16 protein-coding genes are annotated in these 24749 nt (G+C 63.8%); 1 reads left to right on the top strand and 15 read right to left on the bottom strand.

Going from position 1 to position 24749, the window contains the following annotated elements; all coding sequences use genetic code 11:
* Positions 1 to 9: 9 nt before the first annotated feature.
* Positions 10 to 915 carry a LysR family transcriptional regulator gene (locus P3T20_RS12940; RefSeq protein WP_074264447.1) on the top strand — a complete coding sequence of 302 codons (906 nt, stop codon included), beginning with the start codon at positions 10 to 12 and terminating at the stop codon, positions 913 to 915.
* Positions 916 to 1013: 98 nt separating this feature from the next.
* On the opposite strand, the gene P3T20_RS12935 is transcribed toward P3T20_RS12940, so the two are convergent.
* The 15 genes from P3T20_RS12935 to bamA all read right to left on the bottom strand — a co-directional run bounded on the left by P3T20_RS12935 (position 1014) and on the right by bamA (position 24739).
* Positions 1014 to 2306: an MFS transporter gene (locus tag P3T20_RS12935; protein WP_074266045.1), complete on the bottom strand. Its 1293-nt coding sequence runs from the start codon at positions 2304 to 2306 to the stop codon at positions 1014 to 1016.
* A 78-nt stretch (positions 2307 to 2384) separates the two neighbouring features.
* A complete protein-coding gene (locus P3T20_RS12930; protein ID WP_074264448.1) occupies positions 2385 to 2948 on the bottom strand; it encodes an isochorismatase family protein in 564 nt (187 codons plus the stop codon).
* A 68-nt stretch (positions 2949 to 3016) separates the two neighbouring features.
* Positions 3017 to 3469: a MarR family winged helix-turn-helix transcriptional regulator gene (locus P3T20_RS12925; RefSeq protein ID WP_074264449.1), complete on the bottom strand. Its 453-nt coding sequence runs from the start codon at positions 3467 to 3469 to the stop codon at positions 3017 to 3019.
* A gap of 194 nt (positions 3470 to 3663) precedes the next feature.
* Complete coding sequence (locus P3T20_RS12920; protein ID WP_074264450.1) at positions 3664 to 5490, bottom strand: sensor domain-containing diguanylate cyclase; 1827 nt, start codon at positions 5488 to 5490, stop codon at positions 3664 to 3666.
* A complete protein-coding gene (locus P3T20_RS12915; RefSeq protein ID WP_083611401.1) occupies positions 5487 to 6542 on the bottom strand; it encodes an extracellular solute-binding protein in 1056 nt (351 codons plus the stop codon). The genes P3T20_RS12920 and P3T20_RS12915 overlap by 4 nt, the downstream gene beginning before the upstream one ends.
* A gap of 504 nt (positions 6543 to 7046) precedes the next feature.
* Positions 7047 to 8492, bottom strand: a complete 1446-nt coding sequence (locus P3T20_RS12910; RefSeq protein ID WP_429287035.1) for an NAD-dependent succinate-semialdehyde dehydrogenase — start codon at positions 8490 to 8492, stop codon at positions 7047 to 7049.
* Between the two features lie 150 nt (positions 8493 to 8642).
* Entirely contained in the window at positions 8643 to 8972 is a 330-nt protein-coding gene (locus P3T20_RS12905; RefSeq protein WP_074264452.1) for a hypothetical protein, read from the bottom strand.
* 175 nt (positions 8973 to 9147) lie between these two features.
* Positions 9148 to 9894, bottom strand: a complete 747-nt coding sequence (locus P3T20_RS12900) for a glucose 1-dehydrogenase (protein ID WP_074266047.1) — start codon at positions 9892 to 9894, stop codon at positions 9148 to 9150.
* A gap of 260 nt (positions 9895 to 10154) precedes the next feature.
* The gene (locus tag P3T20_RS12895) at positions 10155 to 11645 is read right to left on the bottom strand and encodes a S41 family peptidase (RefSeq protein ID WP_429287034.1); all 1491 of its coding nucleotides are present in this window, start codon (positions 11643 to 11645) and stop codon (positions 10155 to 10157) included.
* A gap of 149 nt (positions 11646 to 11794) precedes the next feature.
* Entirely contained in the window at positions 11795 to 13351 is a 1557-nt protein-coding gene (locus P3T20_RS12890) for an efflux transporter outer membrane subunit (protein ID WP_429287033.1), read from the bottom strand.
* A complete protein-coding gene (locus tag P3T20_RS12885; RefSeq protein ID WP_074264454.1) occupies positions 13348 to 16692 on the bottom strand; it encodes an efflux RND transporter permease subunit in 3345 nt (1114 codons plus the stop codon). The genes P3T20_RS12890 and P3T20_RS12885 overlap by 4 nt, the downstream gene beginning before the upstream one ends.
* Entirely contained in the window at positions 16689 to 19832 is a 3144-nt protein-coding gene (locus P3T20_RS12880) for an efflux RND transporter permease subunit (protein ID WP_074264455.1), read from the bottom strand. The genes P3T20_RS12885 and P3T20_RS12880 overlap by 4 nt, the downstream gene beginning before the upstream one ends.
* Before the next feature lie 18 nt (positions 19833 to 19850).
* Complete coding sequence (locus P3T20_RS12875) at positions 19851 to 21200, bottom strand: efflux RND transporter periplasmic adaptor subunit (RefSeq protein ID WP_083611402.1); 1350 nt, start codon at positions 21198 to 21200, stop codon at positions 19851 to 19853.
* Positions 21201 to 21456: 256 nt separating this feature from the next.
* On the bottom strand, positions 21457 to 22179 hold the full coding sequence (locus P3T20_RS12870; RefSeq protein ID WP_074264456.1) for a response regulator: 723 nt from the start codon (positions 22177 to 22179) through the stop codon (positions 21457 to 21459).
* A 244-nt stretch (positions 22180 to 22423) separates the two neighbouring features.
* Entirely contained in the window at positions 22424 to 24739 is a 2316-nt protein-coding gene (gene bamA, locus P3T20_RS12865; RefSeq protein ID WP_429287032.1) for an outer membrane protein assembly factor BamA, read from the bottom strand.
* Positions 24740 to 24749: the final 10 nt, after the last annotated feature.

The following is a 24749-nucleotide window of genomic DNA, read 5'->3' as shown; positions in this document are numbered from 1 at the left end:
TGCCCCCGTATGGACCGCCTGCAGGCAATGGAAGTCTTCACCCGCGTGGTCGAGACCAACAGCTTTTCAAAGGCAGCTGAGCTGCTCGATCTGCCGCGCGGATCGGTCAGCAACCTGATCCAGGCGCTCGAGGAACACGTCGGTGTGCGGCTGTTGAACCGCACAACCCGGCAGGTCAGTGTCACCGAAGATGGTGCGTTGTACTACGAACGTTGCGTCGGCATTCTCTCGGAGATTTCGGATGCGGAGTCGTCGCTGTCGAACAAGCGGCAAAGCCCGGCGGGCACCATTCGCGTCGACACCTCCGGGACGCTGGCGAAGGCGTTGCTGTTGCCGGCGCTCGGCGATTTCTACCGGCAGTATCCCGAGATCGACGTGCGCCTGGGCCTCGCGGATCGCAATATCGATCTGATTCAGGACGGCGTCGATTGCGTGATCCGTATGGGTGCGCTGGAAGAGTCGAGCCTCGTCGCGCGGCGCATCGGCAACTCGCGTATCACCACCTGCGCGTCGCCGGCCTATCTCGCCGAGCATGGCATACCGACCACGCTGGAAGAACTCCAGGGGCATCGCGCCGTCAACTACGTCTCTGCGCGCAGCGGCAAGGTTTTTCCGTTCGAATACGAAGTGAATGGCGAGGTGGTCAAGGTAACGCTCGAAGGGGGCTTGGCGGTGAACGACGGCACCGTCTACATTACCGCCGGCGTGCTCGGCTACGGCATTATCCAGCCGTCGCGTTTCATGGTGGCGGAGATGATCGAGCGCGGCGAACTGCAGGAAATACTGACCGGGTACAAGATTCCTTCGACGCCGCTTTCGCTGGTCTATCCGCATCGGCGCATGAGCTCGCGAGTGCGTGCGTTTACCGAGTGGTTCACCGAGCTCACTAACCGGCATCCGGATCTGGGCCGTTGATCCACGGGTGCGACGCGAGGCGGAGCAGGCGAGGCGCGTCGCGAATCCGGCTACGCGCCGTCCTTGCCTGCAGAGGTCAACGAGGCGTCAACGAGAGGTCAATGAGCGGACGGCGCGGCAGCGCCCCCGCCCGCGGCTTCGATCCCATCCACGCTCGCATGGATGCGGCCACCGGCGAAGCGCACGCGCAGGTTGCGGTACTTCCTGAGGTAATGCAGTCCCACCAGCGCAGCGCCGAAACCGGAAGCCGCGCCCACCCCGAGCGCCCAGCGCGGGCCGAAGTGATCTGCCACCCAGCCGACGATCGGCGCGCCGAGCGGCGTGCCGCCCAGTGCGATAGCCAGCAGGATCGCCACCACCCGGCCACGCATGGCGGGTTCGGTCGACAGTTGCACGAGGCTATTCGTCGAGGTGGTGAAGGTTTGCGTACACATGCCGATCACGACCAGCGTGGCGCCGAACAGCCCGTAGGTGGGCATGCATGCCGCGAGCGTACAGCCAAAGCCGAACAGGCCAGCGCTGACCAATAACAGCGCGAGGCGCGGGCGCGCGCGGCGTGCCGCCAGCAGCGCACCGGCCACCGAGCCGATTGCCATGGTGGATGTCAGGAGTCCGTACTGGCTGGCATTGGCATGAAACGCCGTGACCGACATGGTCGAGATAAATATGGGAAAGTTAAGCCCGAAGGTGCCGATCAAAAACAGCATCGTCAGCAGCGCTCTGAGGTCGGGGCGGCTCCAGACATAACGGAAGCCATCGACGAAAGCCCCACGCGCGCGGCGCGCCTTCAGCTTATGGTGCAGTTCGTGAACGCGCAGGATCTTCAGCGAGCACAGCACCGCCGCAAACGACGCCGCGTTGATGAGGAACACCCAGCCCGTCCCCACCGAGGCGATCAGCACGCCGGCGACCGCCGGCCCGATCATCCGGCCGGCGTTGAAGGAGGTGGAATTGAGCGCCACCGCGTTCGACAGATCCTCTTCTCCCACCAGCTCCGCGACGAAGGTCTGACGCGCGGGAGAGTCGAACGCAGTGACGCAGCCAAGCAGGAACGCGAACACGTACACCTGCCACAACTGCACGAGGCCGGTCAGCGTCAGCACGCCGAGCCCGAGCGCCAGCCCGGCCATCGTTGCCTGGGTGACCAGCAGCAACTTGCGGCGGTCCAGATGGTCTGCGGCATAACCGGTCAGCGGCAGCAGGAGCAGCATGGGGCCGAACTGCAACGCCATCACGATGCCCACCGCAGTCGCATTCCTGTGCGTGAGCTCGGTGAGAACGAGCCAGTCTTGTGCGGTGCGCTGCATCCAGCTACCCACGTTGGAGATCAGTCCTCCGCTGGCCCAGACCCGGTAATTGAAGCCGCTCAGCGAGCGGAAAGTACCTTTCACCGGACTATCCCCGAAGCGCGCGTGCGCCTGGCCCGCGTGAGCGTGCACCCGCGTGCGTTACCTGCGTGGCAAGCGCGTTCATGCGCGGGTCTTGTCGAGCAGCGCGACGATTTCCGCCGTCGTGCCGGTCTCGCCGAGGCGCGGGAAAATCCGCGTGATCGCGTTGTGGTGGGTCTCGGCGCTGAGGTCGGTCATGGCGTCGACGGCGAGCGTGACGTTAAAGCCCAGCTCGTAAGCCTGACGCGCGGTCGATTCAACGCCGATTGAGGTCGCCACGCCGGCCATCACGACCTGGGTGACGCCCTTGTCCTTGAGATACTGCTCGAGGTCGGTGCCCACGAACGCGCCCCATGTGCGCTTGGTGACGAGATGATCTTCCGGTTGCGGGTTCAGCTCGGCGACGAGATCCGTCCAGCCGGCGGGAAACTCGCCCGTGTGGCGAGCCTGCTCGGTGCGTCCTGGTGCGCCGCCGGCCACGTTGACGAGCACGATCGGCAGCCGGTGCGCGCGGAACGCGTCGAGCAATACCCGGCTTTGCTTCACGACTTCGCCGGCCGGATGAGCGGTGGGAAGTCCGACGATGCCGTTTTGCAGATCGATGACGATGAGTGCGGTTTTCGGGTCGAGCGTAGTGATAGCCATGATGGAGTCCTGTTTGAGGGGGGGACGATGCCGCGCCTTGGGAGCGTGCGGCGAGCGACGGGATCAGATCAGGTGTCGACGAGGCGTTTGAGCAGTTCGACTGCGCTTGCCAGTTGCGCCTGCTCGGCCGGCGCGAGCCTGGCGCGAATCTCGCGAAACAGCCAGTCTTCGCGCGCGGCCCGGCCGGTCCGGATTGCTTCCTGGCAGGCCGGGGTGAGCGACAGAACGGTTTGCCGTCCGTCGTCGGGATCGGGGGCGCCGGCGACGAAGCCTGCCGCCTTCAGCGCGGCAACCGCTTCGCCCATCGATTGCGGGCGGATGCCCTCGGCCCGCGCCAGAGCGGTGACGGTGGCAGGGCCTTCCTTCTCCAGACGGGACAGCACGCGCACCTGGGTCCAGCTCAGGTCGCCGAAATGCGACTGTTCGCGCAGCCGGCGCTTCAACCGGCCGACGACCACGCGTAACTCGCTGGCCAGCGCGAGCGCGCGGGCGGCTTCGGGGTCAGGGGAGGATTCGCTCATGTGCGGGATAGTGTGCCGGTGCGTGGATGCGTTCTATCCGGGTCGGCCGCGAATTTAGCCGCACGGATAACTGCGAAGGGTACCTGCTAAGGCTACCTTCATATGTGGTCGCAAGTCAAGTTGAAAGCATCGGCCAGCGCGGTTGGCGGTCTCGTTACCGCCGGCCCAGCAACACTTACATGACGGAGTGCGCGTTACCTGACTCCCGGCGCGAGCCGGTCATCGTTGGCGTTGTCCGCGCCGTCCGAGCGTTCGCCGTCGTCGGCCTCGGCGGCGGTCCCGCGTCTGCGTGCCTCCAGCAGGTCCTGATAGTGCAGCCACGAAGCGGTCTCACCCGATTTGGCGGCGTACATCGCCGCGTCGGCGTTGAGCAGAAGGGCTGCGGCGGAGGTGCCGTCGGCCGGATAGTGGCTAATGCCGATACTTGCGCCCACCAGCATCGACTGTCCATCGATCAGCAGCCGGTCGTTCAGGGCGCGGATGATGTCGCCGGCGATGGTGGGCGCGGCGTCCGTGGAGGGCGTACCCCTGAGCAGCACGATGAACTCGTCGCCGCCCAGACGCGCCACCATATCGCCATCGGACAACACCAGCTGGATGCGCCGCGCGACGCTGGCGAGCACGCGGTCGCCGACGGCATGGCCGTACTGGTCGTTGATCTGCTTGAAGCGATCGAGGTCGACGAACAGCACGGCGAGTTGCTCGCCGCTAGCGGCGGCTTCGCTGACCGCGGTCTCCAGCTTCTGGGTGAACAGCAGGCGGTTGGGCAGGCCGGTCAAGGCATCGTGACTGGCGAGATGAACAAGCTCATGCTGCTTGTTATGGAGCACATCGAGTTGCGAACGGATCTCCCGGCGCATCCGGTCGAAGCAGCGCGCGAGCACGCCGATTTCGTCGGTGCGTCTAAGCGGCAGGGCGCCCATCGTATGGTCTGCGAAGAAATGCGTGGCGGCATGCGCAAGCATCTGCAGCGGTTGGGTGAGCGCCCGCGCGAACAGGATGGCCAGCAAAAAGGCGAGCACGCTCGACACCAGCACCATGCGCACGATGCTGTTGCCAAGCAGCGTGGCGCCTGCCAGCACGTCAGTGAGCGGCTTGGCGATGCCCAGCACGATAAAGCGATTGCCGTCCGCCACGCCGAATGGTCTGCGGATAAAGGCATACACGTAGCCCGCTGCCTCATGCGGTTGCAGCAGACCGTTCATGGACACGCTGTTTTTCGACTGCTCGAACAGCGGTTTCGTGACCGGGAAGTTGTCCTGCATGAGGATGCGCCGCCCGCGATCGAAACCGAAGGTCTGCGAAGCATCGGGGTGCATCAGAAAATCGCCCCACTCATTGGCGAGATACACCTCGTAGCCGCGCGGCAAGTCGACCTGCAACAGCTTGAGCAGGCTCGCGAGATCCACGTCGATCACGAGGACGCCGGTCGCCTTGCCGTCCGCGGCGACAACAGGCGTGGCGAGGCGCAACGTCGCCTTGCCTTCGGCGGAATGCGCGCCGTGCTCGTGGTTGACCGTGATCGGCGAAACATAGATGCCGCGCGCCGGCAGCGCGAGCGTGTCGAATACATAGGCAAACTGGCCTTTCTCCTGCAAGCCCTTTGCCGCGACCCGCACGGCGCTTTGCGCGTCGCGGTCGAAGCGGATCAGTTCGAGGCCATAGCGCTGACGCGCGATCAGCCGGACCTGCAGGTACTCGGGGTGATTCGCCATGATGCTGGCGAATACCGTGGCAAGGCGTTCGCGAGCATCGTTGGTGCCCGAGCCGTCGTCGGATTGTGCGACCGACGCTGCCGACGGCAAGGTCGCGAGCACGAGCGCATCCTGCGACACGTCGCCCAGCGCCACGGAAAAGCGCTCGCTCAGCAACTCGGTCGAAGTCAGGAGATTCTGCTCGGCTTCGTTTACCAGCATCGTACGGTTGGCTCGGTACGCATAGTAGCCAGTCGCGCCGGATGCCACCACGCCGATACAGGCGAGCAGGATCGACAGTTTGAAGGTCAGGCCGGGGCGCATCATCTGAAGCGCTCCGGCAGGTCGCCCGAAACGATCTTGCTCCACAACGCTTCGCGCTGCTGAATATCGTCCACCGGGCGCAGCCAGATCAGGTGCGCATCGGCGTTGCTCTCCGGCGAAGGTGTGAGCGTATTGGCGAGGCCCTGGCGCTGCGTCAGCAGCCCGCTGACATCCGGTTCGAGCATGTAGTTGATCCACGCAAGGGCGAGCGGGCGATCGGCTGCGGTGCTCGTCATGGCCCAGCAGTCGAGCCAGGCGAGGGCGCCTTCGTCGGGAATCACATAGCCCACATCGGCGCCGGCCCGGCGCAACTGCGCGAGCTGCTGGGTGCCGTAGTTGCCGAACATCAGCGCAACCTTGTGCTGGATGAAGAATGCGGTCGCTTCTTCGGGCAGGTTGTAATACGTCAGAAGATTGCGCCGCAGATCGATCAGTTTCAGGGCGATGTCGTGGGTTTGTGCGGGCGTGAGCCGGAACGGATCGGGATAGCCGAGCGCCAGCGCCGTGAACGAGAAATTGTGCTGGGCGCTGTTGAAATCGAGCACCTTGCCGCGGTATTGCGGATTCCACAGTTCCGCCATGGAATGCGGTGCGACCGGGATCTGCTTGCGGTCGTAGATCAGCCCCATCGACGAGTACGTGAACGGAATGGCGTAGACCTTGCCGGCCACGCTCAGGCCTTCGATACCGCCGCGCGGCTGGAAGCGCTGCAGTTGCCGCTGCGTGTTGGGAAGCTGCGCGAGGTCGAGCGGCGCGAGCATGTGCTCGTGGGTGTAGCGCTGGATTTCCGCGGTATTGGCGGCGAGCACGTCGTAGTGCGGCATGCCGCCCGCATGCATCTTGTCCCACAGGGCTTCGTCGGAATCGACCAGCGTCACTTCAACCGTCGTATGGAAGCGGGCCTCGAAGGCTTTCACGACATCGCTATCCGCGTAGCCGGGCCATGCCAGCACGCGCAACACGCTTGCAGCGGCCGTAGCAGGGGCGGCCGCCAGCAGACAGCCGGTCAGGAACAGCACAAGCACGGTGAAGACGCGACATGCGCGCCAGATCATGCACTGTGAATTCGACGGTGTCCTAACGGCTTGTGGCGGCTGCCGCAAGCGGGATAGGGGGGCCCAGCGCATGTCATCGGTCCTTTTCAAACGCGTACACGGAATCGATACCGCCTGGCATCACGCGCTCGAATTCGAGCAACGCATGCCTGCGACGCCGGCCGCTGCGTCGTCATGTCCAACGGCGACAGGCAGGCCGCCGGGCTGACGAAGCTTGATCTGATGTTCGTGTTTTGCGAAGGTTATGCGCACCTTCGGTGTTTTCGCCGCTGGCCTTCGGCCCGATTACCTCTCGCCAAAAACACCCGAACGCGCCTCTCTGCTGCATAACGACCTGGCAGAGGATATCTTTAGTTGTGTCTTCTCCAGCTAATCTTTCCAAAAATATCAGGCATAGATGTCGTACAAAAAAAAGCGGCCCCGAAGGGGCCGCCTGGTACTTTCATTTTATGCTTCGTGCTTCGCGTTGCTCTTCGGAGCTGAAGCTGAAGCCGCGTGAGTCGCTTAGGACGACATCACAGTGACCGACTTCGTCACCAGATACGCTTCGAGGGCTTCCGGACCGCCTTCGGAGCCGTAGCCCGAATCCTTCACGCCGCCGAACGGCATTTCCGGCGTCGGCGTGGCGGGCTGGTTGATCCACAACATGCCGACTTCAAGCTGTTGCGACAGCAGATGCACGTTGGCGAACGACTTGGTGAACGCGTAGCCAGCCAGACCGTACGGCAGGCGGTTGGCTTCGGCAATGGCGTCTTCGAGCGAATCGAAGCCGCGAATCGCCGCGACCGGGCCGAACGGCTCGTTATTGAACACATCGGCTTCTAGCGAAACGTTGGTCAGCACCGTCGGCGCAAAGAAGTTGCCTTCCGAGCCGACGCGCTCGCCGCCAGTAGCGACCGTTGCGCCGGTAGCGCGGGCGTTGTCGAGCACCTTGGCCATGGCCGTGAGGCGGCGCGAGTTGGCAAGCGGGCCGAGCGTCGTGCCTTCGACCAGACCGTCACCGAGCTTCAGGCTTTCGGCGTGCTTGATGAGCGCCTGCTCGAACTGTTCGCGGATGCTGTTGTGCACGAGGAAACGCGTCGGCGAGATGCAGACCTGACCCGCGTTGCGGAACTTCGCCGCGCCGGCTGCCTTGACCGCCAGTTCGACGTCCGCGTCTGCCGCGATGATGACCGGTGCATGACCGCCCAGTTCCATGGTGGCGCGCTTCATGTGCTGCCCAGCGAGGGCGGCCAGCTGCTTGCCGACCGGCGTCGAACCCGTGAACGTGACCTTGCGGATCACCGGATGCGGAATCAGGTAGCTGGAAATCTCGGCCGGGTCGCCGAACACGAGACCCACGGTGCCCGGAGGCACGCCGGCTTCGACGAACGCCTGCAGCAGCGCGGCTGGCGATGCCGGGGTTTCTTCCGGCGCCTTGACGAGGAACGAGCAACCGCTCGTCAGGGCGGCGCTCAGCTTGCGCACGACCTGATTGACCGGGAAATTCCACGGCGTGAAAGCCGCTACCGGGCCGATCGGTTCCTTCAGGACCAGTTGCTGGGCCGCCAGATTGCGCGGCGGCACGACGCGGCCGTAGATGCGGCGGCCTTCATCGGCGAACCATTCGATGATGTCGGCTGCGGACAGCATTTCGATGCGGGCTTCGGCGAACGGCTTGCCTTGCTCCTGCGTCATCAGGCGTGCGATGTCCGAAGCGCGTTCGCGCACCAGTGCCGCGGCCTTGCGCATGGTGTTGGCGCGCTCGTTGGCGGGAATCTTGCGCCAGGCCGCGAAGCCTTTTTGCGCGGCCTCCAGCGCCCGGTCCAGATCGGCGATGCCAGCGTGCGCAACCTTGCCGATCGGCTTGCCGGTGGCGGGATTGATGACTTCGATAGTCTTGCCGCTCGCGGCGTCGCACCACTCGTTGTTGATCAGGAGTCGGGTGTCGGTATAGCTCGATGTAGCCATGCTGGGTTCCTCTGATGGGTGGGGCAAGCGGCCGCGACAACAGGCTGGCGGCCGAGGATGGACTGCAGATAAGCTTATCTTAGCCGATTGTGGGTAGCCTCACAGGCGGCGCGGGTAAGCGCCGGCCGGTATCGGACAGGGGTATGGCGCTTATTCTTTGGCGGATGGGGCTTTCTGATGGTTGGCGCATTCGGCCGTGAAAACCATGCTGGCCTGGTCGGGCGTCATGGACTGGCCCTCCGGGCCGTAGATGCGCTCGATGATGGCGTTGAGCGCCTGCTGGTCGGCCTTGCCCTGGTAATACTTGGCCGCCTGGTCGAGCGCCTGCGTTTTCGTTTTCTTGTGCATGCGCCACGAGGCGACTTGCCCGGCAATATCGCCGATGGCAAAACATTGATCGTTCACTGTTTGCGCAACCGCCTGCGCGGCTGGTTGCGCGAGGCACATTGCCAGCGCCGCCGTTAACACTGCTCGCTTCATCGCTACGTCCTGTTGTCCGATACGTGGCGGCCCGCAGCGCGGCCGAGGGTATCGGCGAGCGGGGAACCGCAAAACAAAAGGACGTAGTTTACCGAGAAGTGAGCGGCGGCGGCATTCAGACCGGCAAATGGGCTTGCCACGCCACTGCCGGCGCCTCGGATGGAGCCGTACGGCCTTAGCGCAGTCCGCCGCTGGCTACCAGCGTCTCGCCCGTGATCCACCCAGCGTCATCCGACGCCAGGAACACGGCCACCCGCGCGATATCCTCCGGCTGACCGATACGCCCGAGCGGCGTTTGCGCCACGACCGCGGTTGCCATTTCGGATGCGATGATGCCGCCGTCTTTCGTGCCCTCGGTTTCCACCATGCCCGGATTCACCGAATTGACGCGAATCTTGCGCGGCCCCAGTTCGCGAGCCAGCACGCCCGTGATCGCATCGACGGCGCCCTTGGTGGCCGTGTACACGACGCTGCCCGGCGGCGTGATGCGGCTGACGACCGAGCCGACGTTGACGATGCTGGCACCTTCGCCGAGATGCTTCGAGGCCGCCTGGGTGATCAGCAGCAGCCCGCGCACGTTGACATTGAAGTGCTTGTCGAAGTGCTCTTCCGTGATCTGTTCGACCGGTGCGAAATCATAAACGCCCGAGTTGTTGACGAGGACGTCGAGGCGTCCATACGTTTCGATGGCTGCATCGACGATGCCTTGAGCATCCGCTGCCTTCGAGACGTCGCCACGCACAGCGACTGCCTTGCCGCCGGCTTGCGTGATCGCGGCGACGACCTTGTCGGCACCCGCCTGGCTCGATGCATAGTTGACGACGACCGAGGCGCCTTCTGCCGCGAGCGCCTGGGCGATGGCGGCGCCGATACCTTTCGATGCACCGGTTACGACGGCTACTTTGCCTGTGAGTTTGGCCACGATTGCTTCCTTTGAGAGGTCCATGTAACCGCGCCCGGGCGGGACGATTCCCGCGGGTGCGAACAGGATGGGACTGGAGGCAATGTAGTGGATCGCCGGCCCGGGATCATCGGGCTCGCGGCGAATTCATTTGACGGATGGGGCGAACAATGGGCGGTGTGGTGGGAGTTTGCCCTGCAACTTGCCGGGGAACTTGCAAGGAAATCCGCCCAGAAATTCGTCCGGCCGACCCCGTGCGGGGCCAAACCGCGCGCGAAGCATCAATGCTCGGCCGGTTGTGCCGCCGAAGCCGGCATATCGGTTTGCGCGAGCCGGCGCTCGAGCAGCGCCTTCGATTCCTGCACCGGTTTGCCCTGCAGTTTATTGAGCGCCTGCTGCAGCATGAAGTCGCCGCTCGAGCCGAACTCCACCGGCGCGCGATCGCGGTCGTGCTGGCGTTGCTCCGGCGTTTCCTTGTCACTCTTTTCTTCGAGCATCTGCACTTCTTCCTGGCGGTCCTGTGCGCGCGCTTCGAGTTCCTTCTTCTCGTTCGGGTCCTGGATATTGGCCAGATGATTCGGATAATCGGCTTCGCGTGTCACGAGTGCATCGTCGGGATCGCCATCCGCGAACTGGTCGACGGCCACGTCAGGACGGATGCCGATGTCCTGGATCGAGCGGCCGCTCGGCGTGTAGTAATAAGCGGTTGTGAGACGCAAGGCCGTGTCCTGGGTCAAGGGCACGGAGGTTTGCACCGAGCCCTTGCCGAAAGTGGTCTTGCCGATAATCAGCGCGCGATGCGCATCCTGCAACGCGCCCGCCACGATCTCCGATGCCGACGCCGTGTACGCGTTGGTCAGCACGATCATCGGCACGGTCTTGAAGATCGCCGGCTCGTTTTGCAGCGGATCGCTCACGAAGGACGGCAGGCGGTAATACGTGTAGCTGTCGCGATAAGCCTGCTTCGAATACTCGACCTGGCCGTTGGTCGTCACCACCACGGAATCGCGTGGCAGAAAGGCACCCGCTACACCGACCGCGCTTTGCACGAGCCCACCACCGTTGTTGCGCAGATCGAGTACGAGACCTTTCAGATTCGGTTGTTGCCGGGCGATCTCGGCGAGCTTCACCGCGAGGTCGGGGGTCGTGCGCTCCTGGAAGCTCGTAATGCGCACGTAAGCGTAGCCGGGCGCCGGCGTTCCCGATTTCACGCTTTGCAGATTGATGATCGCGCGCGTAATCGTGAGCGGGAATGTACGGTCTTCGCTCTTGCGGTAGAGCGTGAGCGTGACCTTGGTGCCTGGCGTGCCGCGCATCAGTGCCGCCGCCTGATCGGGCGTCATGCCGCTGACCGGCTTGTCGTCTATGTTGGTGATCAGGTCTCCCGGGCGAATGCCGGCCCGAAACGCGGGCGTGTCCTCGATCGGCGAGATGACCTTGATGAGCCCGTCTTCCGCACCGCTTTCAATGCCGATGCCGGCAAAGCGTCCCGTGATCTGTTCCTGCAGGTCGCGGAAGTCGGTCTTGTCGAGATACGCCGAGTGCGGATCGAGGCTCGACACCATGCCTTTGATCGCAGCGGTCAGGAGCTTGTCGTCGTCGACCGGTTCCACGTATTCCTGTTTGATCTGCCCGAATACTTCGGCAAAGAGTCTGAGCTGATCGAGCGGCAGCGGCGCCGATGGCGGCTGCGCGGCAAACGTGGACAGCGGCAGCATCGCCAGCGTGCCGAATGTCAGATTCAGGGCTAAGACACAGGACAGTTTCTGCATGATGGCGGCTCGATGTGCGTGATGGCTCATCACACATTAGCGCAGTCATTTCGCTTCCGCAATCACGATGCCAGGCGTGGCAGCCGCGGCATATTTTTGAATATGACCGCGGCGCCATCTTTCATTGAAAACGCTTCATTGCAGGGCCTTCATTGCACCGCGGGTTGAGCCCCCTGGCCGATGGCACTACTGGTCTGCGCGGCCGGCGCCGATGCCGCCGATGCGGCAGCCGGCTGAGCCTGCAGCTTGTCCGGATTGCGCGGATCGTGCAGCTGGCTATCCGACCAGCCGCCGCCGAGGTCGCCAATCAGCGAAGCCGCATCGAGCAGACGCGACTGCTGCACGCTCAGTGCGGTTTGCTGGTCAGCCAACTGGGTCGCCTGTGCGGTGGCCACCGTCGTGTAATCCACCGTGCCCGCCTGGTATTCGTTGAAGGCGATCTCCGTACCGTGGGTCGCGTCGCGCACGGCAGTATCCAGCGCGTCGGCCTGTTCCGCGAGGATCCGCAAGCCGGACAGATCGTTCTCCACGTCTTCGAATGCAGTCAGCACCGTGCCGCGGTAGTTGGCCACGGCCGCCTGGTAGTTAGCCTTCGCCGCCGCCACTTCACCGCTACGCTCGCCGCCGTCGAAAATCGTTTCGGTAGCGCTGCCGCCGAGCGACCAGACGTAATTGGCGACGTGCAACAAGCCGCCGAGCGGCGACTGCGTAAAGCCGTCCAGCGCCGACAGCGACACCGTCGGGTAGTACGCGGCGACCGCTATCCCGATCGTGGCATTTTCGGCGGCCATCTGGCGTTCGGCGGTCGCAATATCGGGCCGGCGCTGCAGGATCGTCGAAGGGACGCCGACCGGAACCGTCGGCAAGGTGGGCATCGCGGCGCTATGCGGAATGCTCAGCTCTTCCGGATTCTTGCCGACCAGCACGGCAATCGCATGGGCATACTGGGCCCGCGCGACGCCGAGCGCGATCAGGCTCGCGCGGGCGTTTTCGAGCTGCGTGCGCGCGGTCACGACATCGGAAGGCGCGACCGTGCCGTACCTGTCCTGATTGGAGACCACTTCCAGAAAGTGCTCATAGGCTTTGACGGTGGCTTGCAGCAGATCGATATTGGCATCGCTGGTGCGCAGGTCGATCACCGCGGTGGCGAGCGCAATCTGCTCGGACAACGTGGCGTTGGCGAGCGTCGCCTCGCTCGCCTGGGCGGTCGCGGAGTTCTCTTCGATCGTGCGGCGCACCGAGCCCCACAGGTCAAGGTCCCAGCTCACGTTGCCTTCGAGCGAACCCGAATTCACGATCTGCGCGCCGCTGCCCACACTGCGGGTGAAGCTCGAACTCGTCGAACCGGCGGAGGCACGCTGCCGGGTGCCCGACCCGGTCACGCCGATGGTCGGGAAAAGCGCCGAGCGCGCCACCTTCACTTCGGCCAGCGCCTCCTGATAATTCGCATAGTCCTGGGCCACGGTCTGGTTGGAGACCGCGACCTGCGGTTCGAGCTCGTTGAGCAGCGGGTCGTTAAAGCCCGTCCACCACGCGCCCTTCGGGGCGTCGGCGTCGGCCGGCTGGGCTTGCGTCCAGCCCGGCAGCTCGCTGTAGGTGGCGGGCACGTTGACCTGCGGCCGGTGATAGTCCGGGCCCACCATGCAGCCGCCAAGCAGCAGGGCCGCCGCAGCGGCGATCGGTTTACAGGAAATCTTCATCTTCATGCCTTCGTATCCGTTTGCCCCGATTGCCGCGGCGGTCCCATCTGTTCAGCCTGGCGGTTCCACGGCAGTCCGGAAGACCACCTGACCAGTCTGGAGCGCAAGCGGTCCAGGTACAGGTAAATCACCGGCGTCGTGTAAAGCGTAAATACCTGGCTCAGGATCAGGCCGCCCATCACCGTGATACCGAGCGGTTGGCGCAGCGACGCGCCCTGGCCGATGCCGATCGCGAGCGGCACCGCGCCGAGCACCGCGGCGAAGGTGGTCATCATGATCGGCCGCAGACGCACGACTGCGGCATCGTGAATCGCGTCCTTGGCCGTCATGCCTTCCTTGCGCTGCAACTGGATCGCCACGTCCACCATCATGATGCCGTTTTTCTTGACGATACCGATCAGCAGGATGATGCCGATCAGCGCGATCACCGAGAACGGCGTGCCGAAGATCAGCAACGCGAGCGTGGCGCCGATGCCGGCCGAGGGCAATGTCGAGAGAATCGTGAGCGGGTGAATCGAACTCTCGTAGAGCACACCGAGCACGATGTAGACCACGCCGAGCGCCGCCACGATCAGCAACGGGATGGTGCCCGTCGATTGCGCGTACGCCTGCGCGGCGCCCGCGAATGCACCGTGGATGCTGGCCGGCATGCCGATCTCGCGCGACGCCTCGTCGATCGCCTTCTGCGCCGTGCTCAACGACCCGTCGGGCGGCAGGTTGAACGAGATCGTTGCTGCTACCAGCCCGCTCTGATGGTTCACCTGGGTCGACGTATGGTTGTTGACGGAGGTCACCATGGTGGGCAGCGGCACCATCGTTTCGGCCGCGGTGCTGTCCGCGCTGCCGCTCGAACTGCCGCCCTTGCTGTTCGAGATGCTGTTGGTGGTCGCGTTGGCCTCAGCGTTCGAGTTCAGCGAGTTGGTGCTCGACGTGCTCGACGCGGAGCTGATCGCGCTTGCTTGCGTCACACCCGTGACGGTGCCGCCCGGCATTTGCGTTTGCGCGGTGCCGGTCGCATTACCCGCGGCCGTGCTCAGGTAAATCTGGTTGAGCGTCTGCGGATATTGCCAGTACTCCGGCGCCACCTCCATCACCACGAAGTACTGATTGAGCGCGTTGTAGATGGTCGAGACGGTTCGTTGGCCAAACGCGTCATACAGCACATTGTCGATCTGGTTCGGCGCAAAACCGTAACGCGACGCCGTGGGGCGGTTGAAATTGATGTAGGTCTGCAGGCCGTTTTGCTGCAGGTCCGAGTTCACGTCGAGCACTTCGCCGCGCATCTTGCTGAGTGCGGTCACGAGCTTGGGGGTCCAGGCGAACAGCGCGGTGGAGTCTTCGCTCGTCAGCGTGTACTGGTATTCCGCGGCCGACTGCCGTCCGCCGATCCGCAGATCCTGCTGGGCCTGCATGAAGAGACGCGCGCCCGAGACCGCGTTCAGCTTGGGCCGCAGGCGGTTGACCACCTCGGTGGCGGTCGCATGGCGCTGCGCTAACGGCTTGAGCTCGACGAACACGTTAGCGGTGTTCAGCGCACGGCCGCCGGTAAAGCCGGCCACCGACTGCACCGCCGGGTCCTTCTGCACGATCTCCTGCAACTGGGCAAGCTTCTTCTCCATTGCCGAGAACGAGATGCTCTGGTCGGCGATGATCTGCCCGATCAGAATGCCCGTGTCCTGTTCGGGGAAGAAGGTGCCTGGCAGCAGCTTGAGCAGGAACACGTTAGCCACGAGCAGGCCGATCAGCAACAGGATGACCAGCAGTGCGTGGTCCAGCGCAGCCGTGAGCGAACGCGAGTAGGCATTTTTGAAGCGGTCGAATTGCCGCTCGATCCAGACGGCCCAGCGCGCGCGCGAATGGCCGGCGTTGTTGCGGCTCAGCACGTATGCACACATGGCCGGCGTGACCGTCAGCGAGATCACGAGCGAGATCAGGATCGCGATCGACAGCGTCACCGCGAACTCGTGGAACAACAGGCCGACGATGCCCGGCATCAGCAGGATCGGCAGGAACACCGCGATCAGCGAGAGGCTCATCGAGATCACGGTGAAGCCTACTTCGCCGCTGCCTTTCAGCGCGGCTTCTTTCGGACTCAGGCCCATTTCGAGGTGGCGCGTGATGTTTTCCAGCACCACCACCGCATCGTCGACCACGAAGCCGGTGCCGATGGTGAGCGCCATCAGCGACAGGTTATCGATGCTGTAGCCGAGCAGGTACATCGGCCCGAAGGTGCCGACGATCGACAGCGGCAGCGCCACCGCCGGCACCAGCGTGGCGCGCGGCGACTGCAGGAAGATGAACACCACGCCGACCACCAGCAGCACGGCGATAAACAGCGTGCGCTCCGTATCGGCCACCGAGGACCGGACGGACTCCGAACGGTCGACGGCGACCTGTACATGGACGCTGTGCGGCAGCGTCGCCTCGATCGAGGGCAGGACGTTGCGGATCTGCGCGACGGTACTGACGATGTTGCTGCCCGGCATCGGATAAACGATCACCAGCACCGCCGACTTGCCGTTGTAGAGCCCGGCGTTGCGGATATTTTCGTTGGAGTCCCTCACCTGGGCGACGTCGCGCAGCAGCACTGGCGAGCCGTTGCGGTAGGCGACGACAAGGTCCCGGTAGGGCGCCGCCTTCGTAATCTGGTCGTTGGACAACACGACGTAACGCTGGTCGCCCTCGTCGAGGTGGCCCTTGGCGCTATCGGCGTTCGCCGCGGAAATCGCCGCGCGCACGTCTTCGAGGCCGATGCCGTAGCTATTCAGCTTGCCCGGCTGCAACTCGACCCGCACCGATGGCAACGCACCGCCGCCCAGCGTGATCTGACCCACGCCGCTGACCTGCGAGAGCTGCTGCTGGATCACCGAATCCGCGGAGTCGTAAAGCTGTGCCTTGGTGAGCGTGTTCGAGGTCAGCGCGAGCACCATGATCGGCGAATCCGCCGGGTTGTACTGGCGATAGGTCGGATTGCTGCGCAGCGTAGTAGGCAGGTCGGCACGCGCCGCCTGGATGGCCGCTTCGACGTCGCGCGCCGCACCGTTGATGTCGCGGTTCAGGCCGAACTCGACCACGATCATCGACGAGCCGACATAGCTGATCGAAGTCAGCTCTTCGACGTCGGCAATCGTGCCCAGCCGCCGCTCGAGCGGTTCGGCCACCGTCGAGGCCATGTTTTCCGGGCTCGCGCCTGCCATCTGCGCCTGTACCACGATCACCGGGAAGGCGATGTTCGGCAGCGGCGCGACCGGTAGCCGGAAATAGGCGAGCGCCCCCGCGATCAGGATCGCGATGGCCAGAAGCGTGGTCGCGACCGGCCGCTGGATGAATAACGCCGAGATGTTCAAGGCGTGTCCTCCGCCGTACCTGCAGGCGCACCTTCAGCTGGACCTTGCGGCTTGTTGCGGTTGCGCCAGCGCCGCGTGCGTTCGGCCATGCGGTCGAAGAACAGATAGATGACCGGCGTGGTGAAGAGCGTGAGAATCTGGCTCAAGGCGAGGCCGCCGATAATTGCCAGACCCAGCGGCCGGCGCAGCTCCGAACCCGTGCCGGTGCCGAGCAGCATCGGCAGCGCACCGAGCATGGCGGCGAGCGTCGTCATCAGGATCGGCCGGAAGCGCAGCAGCGACGCCTGGAAGATCGCCTCGCGCGGCGGCTTGCCGTGGTTGCGCTCGGCATCGAGTGCGAAGTCCACCATCATGATGGCGTTCTTCTTGACGATACCGATCAGCAGCACGATCCCGATGATGCCGATCACATCGAGATCGCTGCCGGCGATCATCAGGGCGAGCAGCGCACCGATCCCGGCCGAGGGCAGGGTGGAGAGAATCGTCACCGGATGGATGAAGCTCTCGTACAGCACGCCCAGCACGATATACACGGCCACCAGCGCGGCGATCAGCAGGTACACCTCGCTCGAGAGCGAATCCTGGAACGCCTGCGCCGCGCCCTGCAGCGACGAGGTGATCGACGGCGGCAGATTGACCGCCTGTTCGGCCTCGTGGATCTGTTTCACCGCCGTGCTCAACGACGCGTCCTTCGCGAGGTTGAACGAGATGGTGACGGACGGGAACTGCGCCAGATGGCTGATCACGAGCGGCGACTTGACGATCTGGATCTTCGCGATGGCCGACAACGGCACCTGGCCGCTGCTGCTGGTCTGGCTCGGCAGGTACAGGTTACCCAGCGACCCCACGTTAGGCAGCGATTCCGGTTTGGCGACGAGGATCACGCGGTACTGGTCCGACTGCTGGAAGATGGTCGAGACGATCCGTTGACCCAGCGCGTCGTAGAGCGCGTTGTCGATGGTCGCCGGCGTGATGCCGAAACGCGCGGCCAGTTGCCGGTTGACTTCGACGTTCACGCTCATGCCGTCGGTGTTCATATCGCTTTGCACATCGGCGAGCGACGGAATCTTCTGCAGGCGCGCAATCAGTTCAGGCACGTACTTCTGGAATGCCTGCTGGCTCGGTCCACGCAGCACGAAGCTGTACTGGTTCGGCGAGACCGTCGTGTCGAGCGTCAGATCCTGTTCCGGCTGCATAAATAGCTTGATGCCGGGCACATTGGCGACTTCCGTCTGCAGGCGCCGCGCGATCTCCTGCGCGGTGTCCGAGCGCTTGTCGTGGTCGCGCAGATTGATCAGGAAGCGACCGTTGTTGAGCGTGGAGTTGGTGCCGTCGATTCCCACATACGAGGTGAGGGAGACCACGTCGGGATCCTTCAGGAGCTGATCGGCGAGCGCGCGCTGGCGCGTCACCATCGCCTTGTAGGACACCGAGTTGTCGGCCACGCTGATGCCCTCGATGACGCCAACGTCCTGCACCGGGAACAGGCCCTTCGGAATCACGATGTACAGCACGGCGGTCAGCACGAGGGTGAGGACGAACACCACCAGCGTGAGCAACTGGTGATCGAGCACCCAGCGCAGGCCCTTGTCGTAGGCAGAGAGCGTCTTGTCGAAGAGGCCTTCGCTGATCCGCTCGAAGCGGCTCGGATGGCGTTCGGCCTGGGCGCGCAAGAGCCGCGCGCACAGCATCGGCACGACTGTCAGCGAGACCACGGCCGACAGCACGATGGTGACCGCGAGCGTGACCGCGAATTCGCTGAAGAGGCGCCCGATCACGCCGCCCATGAAGAGCAGCGGAATCAGCACGGCGATCAGCGAGATGGTCAGCGAGAGAATCGTGAAACCGATCTGCCCGGCGCCTTCGAGCGCGGCCTCGAGCGGGGTTTTACCCTCCTCGAGATAGCGCACGATGTTCTCGATCATCACGATCGAATCGTCGACCACGAAGCCGGTGGCAATAATCAGCGCCATCAGCGAGAGATTGTCGATCGAGTAGTTCAGCTGGTACATCACGGCCAGCGTGCCGATCAGCGAAACCGGTACCGACACGCTCGGGATGAGCGTGGCCGGCACGTTGCGCAGGAACACGAAAATCACCGCCACCACCAGCACGATGGCGAGTATCAGTTCGATTGCGGCGTCGGAGACCGACGAGCGGATCACGCCCGTGCTGTCCGAAACGACTGTGACCTTCATGCCCGCCGGCAGCGTCGATTCGAGCTGCGGCAACTCCTTCATGATCTGGTTGACGGTGGCGATCACGTTGGCGCCCGGCTGGCGCTGCACGTTCAGCACGATCGCGGGCGTCCCGTTGTACCAGGCGCCGCGCTCGACGTCCTGGGCGGCCGAGGTTACACGGGCGACGTCGCGCATGAACACCGGCGCGCCGTTCTGGTAGGCGATTACCGTGTTCAGGTAGTCCTTCGGATCGGAGATCTGGTCGTTGCCGTTGATCGTGTAGTCGAGGTCCGGACCGTCGAAATTACCCTTCGGCTGGCTGACGTTGACGTAGCTGAGGAGGGTACGCAGATCGTCGATATTCAGGCCGTAAGCGGCCAGCTTCTGCGGGTCGGCTTCGACCCGGATGGCCGGCACGTTGCCGCCGCTGGTCGTCACGACACCCACGCCCGAGACTTCCGAAATCTTGGTGCCGAGGCGGTTGTTGGCGGCGTCCTCGAGTTGCGTCAGCGACATCGAACTGGAGGTGACCGCGAGCGTCAGGATCGGCTGGTCGGCCGGATTGACCTTGGCGTAGGTCGGCGGCGCGGGCAGGCCGCTTGGCAGGAAGCTGTTGGCCGCGTTGATGGCCTGCTGGACGTTCTGCTCGGCGACGTCCAGGTTCAGCGACAGGTCGAACTGCAGCGTGATGACCGAGGCGCCGTCCGAACTGTACGAGGTCATCTGCTGCAGGCCGGGAATCTCGCCCAGTTGCACCTCGAGTGGCGCGGTCACCGTGGTGGCCATCACGTCCGGACTCGCGCCCGGATAGAAGGTCTGCACCTGGATGGTCGGATAGTCGACGTTAGGCAGCGAAGAGACCGGCAGCACGCGTACCGCGACGAGGCCGACCAGCACCATGGCGATCATCAGCAGCAGCGTGGCTACGGGTCTAAGAATAAACAGACGGGAGATATTCATCGGCGAGTGGATCCGCGTCTACGAAGCTGCGTCGGCGGAGGCGGCGCTCGCCCCCGAGGCACCGCCCTGGCCGTGCTTGTGATGGCCGTGCGCGCCGCTCGCGGCAGCCGCTGGCGCGGCCGAGTCTGCGTCCGTGTCTGATGCCGTTGCCGAATCCGAAGCTGCGGCGCCCGAAGCTGCGGCACCCGAAGCCGCGCTACCCGAAGCCGCGCTACCCGAGGCGGCCCTCGCAGGCGCAGCCTTGATCGGCGCGCCGTCGCTCAGCCGGTCGGTACCGTCCGTCACGACGATGTTGCCGGCCGACAGCCCCGCCGTGATGACCGTGTTCTTGCCGTCGCTCGGTCCGAGCGTGACCTTATGCACGGAGACGGTGTTGTTGGCATTCACGAGATACACGTAGTCGCCAGGCGCGCCGGTCTGCACGGCCGGCGTCGGCACCAGTACGGCGTTCTGCATCGTATCGACCAGCAGCTTGACGTTCACGAACTCGTTCGGGAACAGCGCTTCGTCGTCGTTGGCGAAGGTAGCCCGCAACGTGACCGTTCCGGTAGCCGTCGCCATCTGGTTGCTCGCCGCGTACAGCGTGCCGACCGCGATCTGCTTCGAGTTGTCGCTGCTGAAGGCGGTGACCGGCAGGCTGGCGCCGGTGCCCATGCGTTGCAGCACCGCGGCGAGCGAGTCCTGCGGCACGGTGAACTGCACTGTGGTGGGCTTCATCGTCGTGATGACCACGATGCCCGGCGAGGACGAAGCCGTGACGTAGTTGCCCGGATCGACGAGACGCAGGCCGACGCGTCCGGATACCGGCGCGGTGATACGGCAGTACGCGAGGTCGAGCTCGAATTGTGCGATGTTCGCCAGATCCGATTTGACCGTGGCCTCATCCTGCTGGACGAGGAACTGCTGGTCGACGAAGGTCTGCTCGGCGATCGACTTGTGCTCGTTCAACTGTTCAAAGCGCGCGAGATCGGAGCGGGCCTGGGCGAGCGAGGCCTTGTCCTTCGCGAGCGCCGCCTGAGCCTGCTGCAGGTCGATCTCATACTGACGCGGATCGATCTGGGCGAGGAACTGGCCTTTCTTGACGTCCTGGCCTTCCTGATAGCCCACCTCCGTCAGATAGCCGCTCAGTTGCGGCAGCACGGTCACGGTTGCGGTAGGCGTTACGGTGCCCAGTTCGCTCAAGGTCACGGGCATCGAGCCGAGGGTGGCGGTTGCAACGGTCACCACTTGCGGGGCGGCGCCTCGGGCGGGTTTCTTCTGCCCGAGGATGTGCACAACCACGAGCGCGACCAGCGCCAGCACTACGACCACGAACAGGATTAACCTGACGCGCGAGCGCTTGGGCTGCGTGGACACGGCTTCGCTCATATCAATCTCCGGAAACGGGTGTTGCGTTTGATGATGGGGCTGGCCCGGCCAACGCGGGCGAGGCCGGAAAGAACTACTCGTACCCGTTTCCGCAACCGGTTCAATTGTCCGGTTAGCGGCCGCAGGCCAAGGTGAAAAAGAGAGATTTCCCACAACTGCGGAAAAGTGCCACGTTTACTGCGCGTTGTCACCATCCAACGATCCCTTTCTTTCTGTTTGATGAAGGCGGCAGCAAAAGCCGGCGAAAAGTCCCAGCTCATGAAGACCCTGGCTGCGGCGTGCCTTCGGGCACGAACAGATAACCGCGGCCGCGCACCGTCTGAATGAAGCGCGGCGCGGAGGGATCGGCTTCGAGGATGCGGCGCAGGCGCCACACCTGCACATCGATGCCGCGATCGGTGCCGTCGTATTCCGGGCCGTGCAGCAACTCGATCAGGCGTTCGCGGGTCAGCGCATGCATCGGATTGTCGACGAACACGCGCAATAACGCGAACACACTATCCGCCAGCATCAGCGGGCGGCCACGTTGCATCAGCGTGCGCGACTGAAAGTCGAGCGTAAAGGTGCCGAAGGCAAACGGCTCGCGCAGTTCGGGCGCCGCTGCCGAGGGCTGCGTGCGGCGCCGCAGCACAGCCTGCACGCGGGCCAGCAACTCGCGCGGATTGAACGGCTTGGCGAGAAAATCGTCCGCGCCCAGTTCGAGGCCTTTGATTCTATCCGCAGGGTCGGCCTTCGCCGTCAGGATGATGACCGGAATGTCGTCTCCGGTGGCGCGCAGCTTGCGCAGCGCGGTCAGGCCATCAATGTCCGACATCATCAGGTCGAGGACGATCAGATCGGGACGTTCGCGTTCGAGCCGACGCTCGAGCGAACTCGCGTCGTGCAGCACAGAGACCTCGAAGCCTACTTCGCCCAGATAGATGCGCAACAGGTCGCGCAGATCGGCGTCATCGTCGACAACCAGAATTTGAATAGCCATGCGCAGGAGTTTAATGTGCCGAGGCCCGCTTGCCGCGCCCTGCGGCCTACAAAGACATTGCGAGGAGTTACGAAGAAGGCGCTGTGTAAAAGGCCGTAATAGTAAAGGCTGTTCGTAAGGGCAGCAGTCCTCACATTGCACAAATGTAATGTGATGAAGGCAATTTGTCGGAAATGTGGAAATGGCAGGATTGCCATGGATCGCGCATCGAAGACACGCGATCCATCGTGCAACAGCGTGGACGTCAGAACGACGTGCCGATCTGGAACTGGAACTTCTGGTACTGGTCGCCGGCGTGCTTGATGAGCGGCAAGCCGAAGTCGAGCTTGAGCGGGCCGATTGGGGAAATCCATTCGAGGCCGGTACCGTAGCTGTAGCGCAGACCGTTGGCGCCGGTGCTGTTGCCTTCGGTGCCCCAGACGTTGCCGCCGTCGAAGAACGTGAAGATGCGCAGCGTGCGGTCGTAGCCGGTGCCCGGCAGCGGGAAGGTCAGTTCGATATTGCCGACCAGCAGCTTCGAGCCGCCGATCGGATCGCCCGTGGTCGCATCGCGCGGACCCAGCGAACTCGGCTCATAGCCGCGCACCGAACCGATACCGCCGGCGTAGTAGTTCTTGAAGATCGGGTACGGCTCGCCGCCGAGGCCGTTACCGTAACCGCCCTGGAAGTTCAGGCCCAGCACGAAGCCTTTCGCAAACGAGTAGTAATACTGCGCCTGGAAATCGGTCTTGTAGTACGTGGTGCGGGCGATCGGCGTGCCGTACTCGGCGTTGAACTGCGTGAAGTAGCCGCGGCTCGGCACCAGTGCGCTGTCGCGATTGTCGCGCGACCAGCCAAGCGTCAGCGGCACGTTGTTCGACACGCGGCCGAAGTCGTTCACGTAGTCGATATAGCTTTGCGGCGTGGTGGAATCGACGTCCAGACGGTTCTGCTCGATACCGGTGCCGAAGTAGACCATGTCCGACTCGGAGAACGGCACGCCGAACTTCAGGTCGGCGCCGAGCGTAATGATCCGGAAACTCGTATCGGTGACGTTCGAGTAGTAGAGCGGTTCGCTAGTGCGGTAGTAGACGTCGGTAATGCGCTTGATGCCGTCCACCGTGAAGTATGGGTCGACCTGTGTGACCGTCAGCGTACGGAACGTCGTCGCGGTATTCACGTTCACCGCGAGGCTCGTACCCGAACCGAACACGTTGTCCTGCGACACGCCTGCCGAAATGATCGGGCCTTCGCCGGAACCGTAGCCAAGACCGAGAGTAACGGAGCCGGTCGGCTTTTCCGTCACCTTCACGGCGATGTCGACTTCGTCGGCGGTGCCTTCGACTGGCACGGTGGTGACGTCGACATCCGTGAAGTAGCCGAGACGGTTGATCCGGTCTTTCGACAGCGCAAGGCGGCTCGAATCGAACCACGAGCTTTCGAGCTGACGCATTTCGCGGCGGATCACTTCGTCGCGCGTGCGGGTGTTGCCCACGATGTTGATGTTCCGCACGTACACGCGGCGGCTCGGATCCACCTGCAGCGTCAGGTCGACTGTATGGTGTTGCTGGTCGATCTGCGGCTCCGCGTTCACGGTTGCGAACGCGTAACCGTATTCACCGAGCTTGTCGACCACGGCCTTCGTGGCAGCCTTCAGCTTGGCAGCGGAAAATCGGTCGCCCGGTTTGATCTTGACGAGTTTCGTCAGCTCTGCCTGGCGATCGAGCAGGTTGCCGGACAGACGGATGCCCGAAATCGTGTACGGCTCGCCCTCATGCAGCGTGAGCGTGAGGTACATGTCCTTCTTGTCCGGCGACAGCGAGACCTGGGTCGAATCGATATTGAACTCGAGGTAGCCGCGGTCGAGGTAATACGAGCGCAGGTTTTCGAGGTCGGTAGTCAGCTTGTCTTTTGCGTACACATCGTTCTTGGAGTACCACGAGAACCAGTTTGGCGTGGACTCCTGCATTTCGTCGTGCAGCGTGCCGTCGCTGAACACCTTGTTGCCGATGAAGTTGACCTGGCGGATCTTCGCGCTCGGACCTTCGATCACCGAGAACAGCAGGCCGACGCGATCGCGGTCGATCGGCGTGACCGTGGTCGTGACTTCGGCGGCATAGAAGCCGCGGGTCAGGTACTGGCGCTTGAGCTCCTGCTCGGCGCGGTCGACCAGCGACTTGTCGTAATAGCGGCCGAGCGACAAGCCGACCGAGCTTAGTGCCTTGTTCAGGTTGTCCTTGTCGAATTCATGGAGGCCCGAGAAATCGATCGTGCCGATGGCGGGGCGTTCCTCCACCTGCACGACGACGACGTTACCTTCGGTCGAAATCCTGACGTCATTGAAGAAGCCCGTTGCGTACAGCGCGCGGATCGCGGCGGACGCCTTGTCGTCGGTGAACGTGTCGCCCTGCTTGATGCTCAGGTAGGAGAAAACGGTGTTCGGTTCGACCCGCTTGAGGCCTTCGAGCCGGATATCGCGCACCACGAAAGGTGTGACGGCGAAGGCCGAGACGGAGGTGACGCTCAGGCCGATCAGTGTCAGCGCCCTTGCATGGCGGGCCGATAGTGTTTCAAGGTTCATACGTGCTGAC

The sequence above is a fragment of the Paraburkholderia sp. GAS206C genome (assembly GCF_050435645.1).
In the GTDB taxonomy this organism is placed as follows: domain Bacteria; phylum Pseudomonadota; class Gammaproteobacteria; order Burkholderiales; family Burkholderiaceae; genus Paraburkholderia; species Paraburkholderia phenazinium_B.
Note: the sequence above shows the minus strand (reverse complement) of the source record. Positions and strands in the feature narration are given on the sequence as shown.

Bases quoted from the DNA above. Each gene is read 5' to 3' on its own strand.
- P3T20_RS12940 (WP_074264447.1), top strand. From the start codon at position 10: ATGGACCGCCTGCAGGCAATGGAAGTCTTCACCCGCGTGGTCGAGACC.
- P3T20_RS12930 (WP_074264448.1), bottom strand. From the start codon at position 2,948: ATGGCTATCACTACGCTCGACCCGAAAACCGCACTCATCGTCATCGAT.
- P3T20_RS12925 (WP_074264449.1), bottom strand. From the start codon at position 3,469: ATGAGCGAATCCTCCCCTGACCCCGAAGCCGCCCGCGCGCTCGCGCTG.
- P3T20_RS12920 (WP_074264450.1), bottom strand. From the start codon at position 5,490: ATGATGCGCCCCGGCCTGACCTTCAAACTGTCGATCCTGCTCGCCTGT.
- P3T20_RS12915 (WP_083611401.1), bottom strand. From the start codon at position 6,542: ATGATCTGGCGCGCATGTCGCGTCTTCACCGTGCTTGTGCTGTTCCTG.
- P3T20_RS12910 (WP_429287035.1), bottom strand. From the start codon at position 8,492: ATGGCTACATCGAGCTATACCGACACCCGACTCCTGATCAACAACGAG.
- P3T20_RS12905 (WP_074264452.1), bottom strand. From the start codon at position 8,972: ATGAAGCGAGCAGTGTTAACGGCGGCGCTGGCAATGTGCCTCGCGCAA.
- P3T20_RS12895 (WP_429287034.1), bottom strand. From the start codon at position 11,645: ATGCAGAAACTGTCCTGTGTCTTAGCCCTGAATCTGACATTCGGCACG.
- P3T20_RS12890 (WP_429287033.1), bottom strand. From the start codon at position 13,351: ATGAAGATGAAGATTTCCTGTAAACCGATCGCCGCTGCGGCGGCCCTG.
- P3T20_RS12880 (WP_074264455.1), bottom strand. From the start codon at position 19,832: ATGAATATCTCCCGTCTGTTTATTCTTAGACCCGTAGCCACGCTGCTG.
- P3T20_RS12875 (WP_083611402.1), bottom strand. From the start codon at position 21,200: ATGAGCGAAGCCGTGTCCACGCAGCCCAAGCGCTCGCGCGTCAGGTTA.
- P3T20_RS12870 (WP_074264456.1), bottom strand. From the start codon at position 22,179: ATGGCTATTCAAATTCTGGTTGTCGACGATGACGCCGATCTGCGCGAC.
- bamA (WP_429287032.1), bottom strand. From the start codon at position 24,739: ATGAACCTTGAAACACTATCGGCCCGCCATGCAAGGGCGCTGACACTG.